The 9,387-nt window shown below is 40.9% G+C and carries 5 protein-coding genes and 3 pseudogenes; 2 read left to right on the top strand and 6 right to left on the bottom strand.

The window, feature by feature from the left end:
* Positions 1-833: 833 nt before the first annotated feature.
* The gene (locus tag AC58QO_RS16965; RefSeq protein WP_497267454.1) at positions 834-1,367 is read right to left on the bottom strand and encodes a DUF1572 family protein; all 534 of its coding nucleotides are present in this window, start codon (positions 1,365-1,367) and stop codon (positions 834-836) included.
* A gap of 268 nt (positions 1,368-1,635) precedes the next feature.
* On the opposite strand from AC58QO_RS16965, the gene AC58QO_RS16960 reads away from it, so the two are divergent.
* Positions 1,636-1,815, top strand: a complete 180-nt coding sequence (locus AC58QO_RS16960) for a hypothetical protein (protein ID WP_497267452.1) — start codon at positions 1,636-1,638, stop codon at positions 1,813-1,815.
* 401 nt (positions 1,816-2,216) lie between these two features.
* Positions 2,217-3,020 carry a hypothetical protein gene (locus AC58QO_RS16955; protein WP_497267450.1) on the top strand — a complete coding sequence of 268 codons (804 nt, stop codon included), beginning with the start codon at positions 2,217-2,219 and terminating at the stop codon, positions 3,018-3,020.
* 414 nt (positions 3,021-3,434) lie between these two features.
* Here AC58QO_RS16955 and AC58QO_RS16950 read toward each other — a convergent pair whose 3' ends face one another.
* The 5 genes and pseudogenes from AC58QO_RS16950 to AC58QO_RS16930 form a co-directional block, all read right to left on the bottom strand.
* The gene (locus AC58QO_RS16950; RefSeq protein ID WP_497267448.1) at positions 3,435-4,229 is read right to left on the bottom strand and encodes a fumarylacetoacetate hydrolase family protein; all 795 of its coding nucleotides are present in this window, start codon (positions 4,227-4,229) and stop codon (positions 3,435-3,437) included.
* Between the two features lie 155 nt (positions 4,230-4,384).
* Positions 4,385-4,720: pseudogene (locus tag AC58QO_RS16945) on the bottom strand (asparaginase domain-containing protein); the annotation flags it as partial.
* 92 nt (positions 4,721-4,812) lie between these two features.
* Positions 4,813-5,408, bottom strand: a pseudogene (locus tag AC58QO_RS16940) (SAM-dependent methyltransferase).
* 162 nt (positions 5,409-5,570) lie between these two features.
* Positions 5,571-6,041: pseudogene (locus AC58QO_RS16935) on the bottom strand (GNAT family N-acetyltransferase); the annotation flags it as partial.
* Positions 6,042-6,492: 451 nt separating this feature from the next.
* Positions 6,493-9,348, bottom strand: coding sequence for a sugar-binding protein (locus AC58QO_RS16930; RefSeq protein WP_497267446.1), 2,856 nt, complete (start codon positions 9,346-9,348; stop codon positions 6,493-6,495).
* Between the last annotated feature and the right edge of the window lie 39 nt (positions 9,349-9,387).

Below are 9,387 nucleotides of genomic sequence, written 5' to 3'. Positions count from 1 at the left end.
GAACTACCTGCCACACAAGACCTAAACAGCTGAACTCCTATTTACCATGCATATTGAAATCCTGCGAATGAGCGAGCATTCGTGAGAAAATCCTTATTCTATGAGGGAGCTTAAGAGTCAGTCCAGATTTCAGCTAATATTGTTGAAGTAACGAAGCTTAAAAGATGAAATCTATTATGAAGTTATGTTCAAAGTTAGCTCGACTCTTAGTAGGATTGGCTCGAAGTAATGAAGCCTACAACCCAAAAAAAATCCTTGCATTGGCAGTTTAAAAAACAAAACCTGACCTCACGCAAGTTGGCGTATTCGCAGGATGACAAAGAAAGCACGGAGTATCGGGTTACGTTAAACAAAAGGGCTCCGACCCATTCCGTTAGAAAGACCGACCTCCACCCCTGTTCCCGCATGCCATATTAACGGCGCATCCTAATTTATCTCACTAACTTTCATTCACATTGAAATCTAAAAGATGAAATCCTGCGAATAGACGAGCTTGCGTGAGGAAATTAAATCATACCGAGGTAGTCCCAAAACCATTTTTCATCAAATTCATCTGGTCTGTTAACAAGCAATTCGGGTATGTTATGAAACACATCAGCAATATTGTTTATTTCAATCATATTAATTTTAACCTGGACCCATGATGCGGGTTTCCACCATTTAATAATATGAGTATAAGAAGCGCTCCGAATATCTAAAAGAACACAATAAAATAAATATGTATAAGCTCTAACTTTTAAAATGACCGTCTTTATCAACTCCTTCATACCAATCTCATTTTGGTTTTCCTCAGCTATCGCTAAACTCTCGGTTTTCGTTAGTTGAATGAGTGATCAATGATACTGTCCTGTTATGTGTTCATTCGAGTCTTTTAATAATTTGGAGAGCAGCACAATTTGCCCTGCATGGTATCCGTAGTGAACCGCTACTTGAACAAGAAGTCGGCTGATTACTCTCACTTCATAGGTTTCCTCTTCTAAAGCGTTAACCCGAAGCATTTTGTTCCAATCGTCCAAGTCATAGCGGATTATGACTTCCCTGTTTAAATCCTCCTCGGACAAAACTGATAATATACTTGCCGATTCGGACCGTGTTCTCAAAAGAAGACTACTCAATTCATCTTTTGATATGCTACCATCAGAATTAAATTCTCGAGAGCGTTCCCGAATGAAAGGTTTGTTCCCAATTGCACTTATGAGGTTCTGATATTCGTTTCCTGCTAAATGTAAGCAAAGGTTACCAATACTGTTCATGGAATCCTTCATTTTTTTCCAAATCAAATCATTATCCAGTTGGTTTATGCTATTTATGATTCGTTCAAGCTGTTTGTTCATGTCTTCGAGTACGTTCTTTGTCAGGTCTAGCACGACAATTTCCCCTCTGCCATTTATTTGATAAAAGTGTACATATCATTTTTATAATAATTCGCTTAATTTAGAGTGTTTACCTTTAACTAATCTGCCCGTTACTTGAACAGAGAAAGGCAAACGAGCGAGTACCGGCTGCGCTGCGTAAATAAAATCAATATCGGTAAATTGAGTGACGAAGTAATGATGCAACCATTAATTTCGTCTTATTTATCTGAATAACATATTTTTTTTTACACAACTTAAAGACGTTTAGGAGGTGAAAAAAATGTCTAATCAAAACATCAAACGAAATTCCCAAAATGTCTCAGAGAACATTAAGGATACCGCAGGGGCTGTATTTCATTCTGTTCATAAAGGGTTAGAAGCAACTGAAAATGCTGCAATGAATGCTGTTGATGCAACAACTAACGCAATTGAAAATTTAACAAACAATGATAAGCATTAATAGGGGTACCGCCAGCAAAACGAGGATTAAAACGTTAAGAGAGCCTTATATGTGGAGTTGGAGTCCCCCATTAATGTAGGCTACCATAAAGTAAAAAAGGCTGCCGCGGCAGCCTTTTTGTTATTCAACTATAGTTCTCCCATTAGCTTAATTCCGAGATCCCTAAGGCAGACCGATAGGGTATAGCCCCAATGCTTTCAGCAGTATTAAGCATCTATTCGACAGAAGGGGGAGATTCATAATAAATCACTCTTTATTTCATCGAAGTATTCAAACCATCCTGCAGGAATGCGCTATATTCCGTTAAATAAAATACGAGTTATTATATTATTCATGGGTAAGGAATATTCTGAAAAGGGATGAGTTAGTTTATTCTTCGAAAATGAAAGGCGGCGATTCTCATGAAGAGATATTTATCGATGCTGGGAAATTACTTACTCTATTTGACGGTAATCATTTTAGTGATCTTCCTCTATAATATCGTCCTTGATCCTGTATTAGGATGGGGGCAGTTCGGAAAAGGAAAGTACATCCCAATCCAGGTATTCATGGTACTTGTAATTACAATCGCTCTTTCCGCAATTGTTTACGCCATTAAATATCGACTTTTGAAACAGACACCGGTAAGCTTCTGGAGACTTAGTAGCTTCTCGCCGATCAGTTCGAGCTTTTCGGTTCACTTGATAACAATCGGGCTCGCGTTCACATTATTAAACGCTGCCTCCATGAAACTACTTCTTTACTACAACATTACAACGTTCAATGATTTTACAGAAGAATATTTCGCCTCTGTTCCTTTCGTTTACATTATACTTTCCTCAGTGCTCACCACTGCACTTGAGCTGATCCTGTTTATTGGTATCATGTTTAACGAAGCCCGGAAACATGTTCACGTATTCTGGCCAATTCTAGTCATCGCTTTGATTATTGCGGCGTTGCAGCCAGGAGGAATTGCGATGCAGCTTCTGGGTGTAGCTTTAGGATTCATTTATGGATCCATCTATGTACGCCTTTCATCCATATGGTCCGTTATGCTGATTGGAATCGTGTTTAACATCAGTCTGTTCGGTATGAAAAGAATCGGTTGGCTTGATTCCATGGAGAACATGTCGGGCTTCACCCTTACACTGCTTACGGCAGTCATGGGACTCTATCTCATCTTTAGCACCCTTTGGTACTGGAGAAAACCAAAAGCTGGCTACTAACGGCCGCAGCCAACGTATTGCACGTTAAGGTGCCTTCCCACGTGATGCCAACTCCACACCACAGGCATTTATTAAGCAAATCTGCCCATTACTTTAACGAGGCTGCCAATACATGCCGGCAGCCTCGTCCTGATTTCTTATTGAACAAACGTTTCCCGTTAGCGCAATCCTACGGTTACCGTAAGAGAGTCATGAATAGCATCGACTTACCTAACGTTAGGCACAGGAAGCCTCAACCAAACAAAATAAGCCGTTACAACCACCACAGCAACGATACAGCGAATTAAAAAAAATGAACAGTTGCTTCATATTTCGTGCGATATCTCTATGAGAATTTGCTTCGCATTCAACTCGCATGTTACTTGAAAGAAAGTTATATGAGCTAAAAAAGTCCCCCTTTAAAGGGAACTTTTTCTATATGACATAATTACGTAGTGTGCCGATATTCTCTACTTCCACAGTTACGACATCGCCCGCCCTCATGGGACAACTACCTGAAGGCGATCCAGTAGCCAGAACATCACCAGGCTCCAGTGTCATAACCTGTGACACCCAACTGATAAGGAAAGGAATGGATAGTGACATCTGATTGGTATTACCGTCTTGTACGACTTTGCCATTTAAAGTTGTAACTATTCGTAAATTAGCTGGATCTACGCCTGTCACAATCCACGGGCCTAATGGACCAAAAGTGTCAAAACCTTTACCGCGGGTAAACTGGGGATCCGTTTTTGTTAGATCTCTTGCAGTGACATCATTAAATATCGTACAGCCAAAAACATAATCCAATGCTTCTTCTTCTTTTATATTTTTGCCGCGCTTCCCAATGATTAGTGCAACTTCCCCCTCCATTTCGACCTGATTAGTCAAATCGCTTGATGGTAGAATAATATCCCCTTCATTTGGAATTAAGGAAGATGTAGGTTTTAAAAATAAAAAGGGTTCTTTGAGATTCGCCTTGCCCCCAGTCTCCCTTGCATGTCCAGCATACGTCCATCCAAAATTAATCACTTTTGAGGGTGCTACAGGTTCCAAAATTTTTACATCATGATAGTTAACTCGTTTACCATCAAATGCTAGCTCATTGTTTACTATTTCACTAAAGCTGCTGGATAATTGTAAAATTTCGTCACCCTTAACAATTCCGTAATATACATGATCATTTGGATACTGATAGCGGACTATTGTTTGTTTTTGTAGAGCCATCATTACCGTCTCCTTATTAAGCAACATATTAATGCTGGTGATTATGGGTAAGCGGAAATTCCAATTTCATGTGACCTTATTTATCGTCATCTTTATCTGGTTTGTTTGTTAAATCTCCTGCTATTGGCGTTTATATGATCTCTTTAACCTGTGTCAGAGAATCGGTTTGTCCAAGTGCCCACATTAATTTGGCAACAATTGCATGGTTTCCAGTGGTAGTTAATTTCATTTTTATTAACAAAAGCTACGAAAGGATGGTTGATACTCTCAAATGCGTCATAACTTTTTGTCCGCAGTTAAACCGCTCTTGTCCCAAGAATGACCCGGCCATCAAACGTGACAAACACGCCGCCAATATCTTCACAGGCAAAACGAAGGGCATCGGAAACATGCACAACCGGTTTTCCGAGTCCCTGTAGCATATATGAAAGGGCTGAGGATGTATAAGCCAACGTATCAGTGCCATGTGTAATGACAAACCCGTCATAATCATTAAGACGCTACCGTCAACCTTCATGTTATCATATCCATTTGGTAGAATATGTAGTAATACATCAAATTAAATAATTAATAATACATATATTGATTACTGAAATCTGCCCGTTACTTCAAAATAAAAGAAGGTTCCTTCCCCATATCCATCTTTCACTCCATGAACAACTACATTATTAAACCCATTAGACTTGATTGTATTTTCAAATTCTTCTAGTACGTAAAGACGAAGAGGGAAATCCATTATTTCAGTTTTTTCAATTTGCCCATTAATAACCGATTGATATTTGAACTTGGTAGTCAGCATACTTTCTTCCTCGTTGTATTGAACTTTTTTGTATGTAATAATCCATTCATCCTCAAACTGTTTCCTTTCCGTTTCTACCCATTCAGGAAGCTCTTCGATTCCACTGTGTTTTAACATAATCGTTAAAAGCAATTTCCCGTAACTTTTAAGAGCAGCTTTCAAATTATTAAGACTCTTGTCGACCAATTCATCCGGCAAAAGAGAAAATGAACCAAACGGGATTATGATTAGATCATATTTATGATTCCTTTTTGTAGAAAAGGGATAAGCATTCTACCATTCCCGCACATTGGTTCCAGTACTTTCATATTCTCGTCTTTAACAAAAGAAAGGTAAAAGTCCAGTTCTTTTCCTTCAGAAACTGATTTACTGCTTTCATACAATTTTGTGCAAAGTTCTCCATAGTAATCAGACTTATACTTACTCTCCCTATACTCATCTAGTTAGCAGAAATAACACCACATATTGGAACTTATACTAAGTAGTTCAATATTTTGAATTAGTCATAGTTTCTTTATAGATGTAGAGACGATTTCTAAAACACGTTAATTCCATTCATTTTTTAACATAGAAAAACAACGGTTATCGACGTAAACTCCATGAGAAGAAGAATAACCTCTGAGTACGCCGTCTTCATTAAAACCAATTTTCTTCAATAAATTTATGGATGGAATAGCATCGACATTCGTAAATGCTTCTATTCGATATAGTCCCATTGTATCAAATCCAAAAGTAATTAAGCATTTCACTATTTCAGTCATGTAACCTTTTCGCCAATGTTTTTTACCAAAATCATAAGCGATTTCTCCACGAGAACCTCGATGAATCTCCAAACCATTGTATCCACATGTACCTATTAAGCTATTATCCTCTTTACTAATAATCCCCCAACGGATAGCCATATTTTTATTAAAAAGGTTGTTCATAAATTCAATTAAAGCCTCAGCTTGTTCAATACTTTTAAAAGGATCTTCGCCCATATCTTTCGTTACATCAGCATCAGAATAGATTTTGAATAATGCTGGTGCATTTTACTACTGCTTCATGTAATAAATATAAATAAATCCACGCTTTTTTTTAGCCCCTTATTATACACTGTATCTCACTGAACTAAGCTCCTATTAACGAAACGAAGGACTGCCAACCGGCAGCCCTTTCAGTATGGAACAATCGTTCAAAGTTAGTTCAATGACTCGTCTTACCTTTAGAAACAAAAATTGAACGAACCCATAAGACTATATGTCGCTCACATTTTTTCTTGAATCCCTCGCATGATCTTCAACTCGGTAGAGCAGACATGAGCGGTAGCAGGACCATGGCCAGTTTCCGTTCAATTTTCTATTTCCGATATGATAGTACTGGTAGCTTCAAGTGCCCTCCTCCTACTTATTTTTTCGATTCGTCCGTCCATTATCCATGCCAAAAAATCAGGCTGCACATATCTGCACAGCCTGATTGCTTAGTGAATTAATTAACAGTTACGGATATTTGCGCCGCTTCTCCCTTATATGCCGCAACGATACTTGTCGTGCCATTTGTGAGACCTTGCACAGTTGCACTAGCCCCTCGCGACTGCAGCAATCTGGTAATATCACCGTTGTTGCTGTACCACACGATATTCCCAGGATCGCTTACCGGGTTGTTATTCTGATCCAATACTTGAGCACTAATCGTTTGACTTCCGTAGCTTCCCAGCGTCAAACTTGCGACACTGATTTGAATCGTATATGGCGTGTTATTTGGACCAGGATATTGGTAGCCTTTCGTCGTTCCATATAGTTGACTGTTGAAATCGTTGCTACCGCCTTCCCAATTCGAATTCGCTCCATTCACAAACTGCGGATTGGTCCCTTGAATTCCTTGGATGTACTCATCGGAATCGGTTACGGTTAATGGTACTGGATCCGTATCATAAAGCGTTGTTCCGCTCGTTTGGCCGATGATCGAATGATGAATGTTTACGGCTACGGCATCCTCGAGGGAAATTTCCTGATCCTGATTGTTATAGAAAGTACTATAATACGCATTCACCGTTCCGCCGCCGCCTGCCCATAACCCGTTTGAGCCGCCGCTGCCGCCGCGTCTCAACGAATAAGCTCCGATCGCACGTATCAGAACAGCGTTCTCCAATGACCAAAAGCGATAATTCCGTTTATTCCCGAATGCCACTGTATCAATCAACGCAGGATTGCTAGATTTGTCGTCCCAACCGCCGTCTGTATTATTAAACGCTTTTGAACGAACGTAAGTAATATTGTAGGAATCGCGTTCAACAGAGTATCCGTCACCGTTCCAATAATTAGTACCGTCTTGATGCCACGCGTTTCGGGCAGTAACATCCTGAAACACGATGTCATGATTGAATATATGCGGTGATTCTGCAGGAGAATTTCCGACCCTGAAGCCCATAGGGAAGTTGCCTGCCGCCCAATTAGCCTGCCCCCCGGCATCCGCCGAAACGCCGATGACGCTGGCCAAATAAGTTCCATTGCGGAAACGTACGGCACTTTTCGTGTAATTCGAATATTCCCCGTTCTTAATCAAGATGTCATGTGAGCCTGCATTCGCATTGGATCTAGTCGCGCTACCCCACATATAAACCCCATCGCTCATATTGTTAACATCAACATTGAGGATGCGGATACCTTCATGCTGGCCTGCCCCATAGATACCATAGAAATAATTATTAATAACAATGTCTTGAATCCACCAATAGCTGACACCCAGCGGTACATCAATAAATTTGCGCGACCCCTGACTCGAAAGTGTAAAGTCGCCTTGAAATACTGGCAGTCCGCCGCCGGAATTGAACCCGACCAGCTTTTTCATGTTTTGGACGCCAGTTCCGGCGCTTGACAAGGTCAAGGTTTGGGGAACCGTGTACGTCCCGCTGCCGACATACAACGTATTGGTAACGCCTGTCGCATTCCATGCTGCCTGGAGCCCACCTGCTTGATCGCCGCGAAAGGCGTTTGCCCAGCTGCTTCCATCCATTGTTCCTGCACCTTGTGGAGTCACGTATCGATGAACGGGTTGTGGCGGTGGAGTCGGAGTAGGTGCCGTACCTACCGTAACGCTGGAAAGAATGAGATCACCGAATGCAGAAGTGTCTTGCCAATTGTTCGCCGAGCCTGCCCATACTAGCTGGCTGTCACGTGTCGTCCCATTATCGTCGTCGTTAACCCCGATGTCAAAGCCGACCGTCACTGAAGCTGTCGGGGTTATACCGAGATTTATCCAGGGGATTGCCATTTCCACGGCATATCCGCCAGATATCGCTGACCAGCCGTGAAGCACGCCGACTGTTTCATTCAATATTTCAAATATAGCAGTATCATTATACCCCTTACGGAACTGCCAATCCTTAAGGTCATAACTTGTTCCGTGATTGTGGTCCGCATCAATGAAGAGCTCAATAGAATCATCGTCGAAAGACTGCGTCGAATCATTATTAAGATTTGAATCGAGCACCTTAACGCCTACATACAAGTATTTGCTGTCCCAAAGCGCTCCGTATGTAACGGTATTATTTGGTGTTCCACTTGTCGATTTGGTAATGTTTTGATCGATTGTCCATACGCTTTCGTTTAAAACACCGTCGACATTAATAGGACTTAACGTTTTCTTGGAAGTATAGGTATTCGAGGAAGGAGGTGGTGTAGGAGTTGGTGTCGGTGTCGGAGCCGCAATATCTGAAACGATGACATCGTCTATACTGAAGCTGCCCTTGCTATAACCTCCGAATGCGATGCCTCCAGAAGAGAATGCCGAATCTGTAGCGGATACGATTTGAACGCCATCCAGAAATCCGGTCAATTGATTGCCGTCAATTTGTAATCTCAAAGTATACGAAATATTCGGATCGAGTGTTGAAACGGCCGAATTCAATTCGGTTTCTACGCCGTTTAGTGTTTTTGCCAGAATGATCGTATCGCTCGCTGTAAGAATTTTTAAGCTGTAATAGTTGTTATTGTTCTGGAATCTTGCCAGAATCCCGACTACATTATCGTTCGTATAATTTTTCACTTCGGCTTCCAACGAATAATTCGTCCATGTTGAATTACCTGCAGTTGAAATATGTGTACTAGAACCGTTCGTTATATAAGATAATTTGTATACTTCATTCGTACCCTCCGTAACTACGGAAAAGCTGCCTCCTTTCGTTACAGACCAGCCATCCGCGTTCCCGTCTTCAAAATCATCGGAAAATAATGTTGCGGCTCGTGCCACATTCGGTAATCCAAAACTGAAGGAACCCAAAGTGCTTACGATCACTAGGAATGAAAGTACGATACTTATCCATTTGCTTGATTTCATTGACATTTTCATCCTCCTTTTATTGCGGTTATGGGAAACGGAAAA

Source organism: Paenibacillus sp. J31R30 (assembly GCF_059692115.1).
The sequence above is the reverse complement of the archived record's forward strand: the minus strand, read 5'-3'. Positions and strand labels throughout refer to the sequence as shown.